We start from the raw sequence: 648 nt of genomic DNA on the forward strand, positions 1-648 counted from the left end.
ACCGCTGAGCCGGAGTGGGCCGTGCGGGGCGGATCCGTTTATGTTCCTCGTCTGGTCCGGCTTCCGCTGCCGGAGGGTCGGATGCCGGTCGGTGTGGGTGACACGGTGTTGATCACGGGTGGTACGGGTGGTCTGGGGGCTGTGGTGGCCCGGTACCTGGCCTCGGAGTGTGGTGTGCGGAGCCTGGTGCTGACGAGTCGTCGCGGTCTGGAGGCGCCGGGTGCGGTGGAGCTGGTGGCGGAGCTGTCCGCCCTCGGCGCTGTCGCTGTCGAGGTCCGGGCCTGTGACATGGCCGACCGCGAGGCGGTGGCCGCTCTGATCGGGGCGATCCCGGGTCTGTCCGCCGTGGTCCATGCCGCCGGTGTCGGGGACAACGGTCTGGTCGGCGCGCTCACGCCCGCCCGGATGGACGCTGTCCTGGCTCCGAAGGCCGATGGCGCGTGGTTCCTGCACGAGCTGACCGGTCACCTCGATCTGAGCGCGTTCGTGCTCTTCTCCTCGGCCGGTGGCCTGGTCCTGACCGCCGGTCAGGGCAACTACGCGGCGGCGAACGTCTTCCTCGACGCCCTCGCCGCCCACCGCCGCGCCATCGGCCTGCCGGCCACCTCGATGGCCTACGGCCTCTGGGACGTCGGCGCCGGCCTCGGC

Annotated in this window: 1 protein-coding gene; it reads left to right on the top strand. The window is 72.1% G+C overall.

Annotated features, from left to right (window positions below; translation table 11 throughout):
• Positions 1 to 81: 81 nt before the first annotated feature.
• Positions 82 to 648: SDR family NAD(P)-dependent oxidoreductase (locus PUR71_RS08710; RefSeq protein ID WP_329925806.1), on the top strand; the 567-nt coding region annotated here is incomplete at its 3' end.

Source organism: Streptomyces sp. SP17BM10 (genome assembly GCF_036322405.1).
Classification (GTDB): domain Bacteria; phylum Actinomycetota; class Actinomycetes; order Streptomycetales; family Streptomycetaceae; genus Kitasatospora.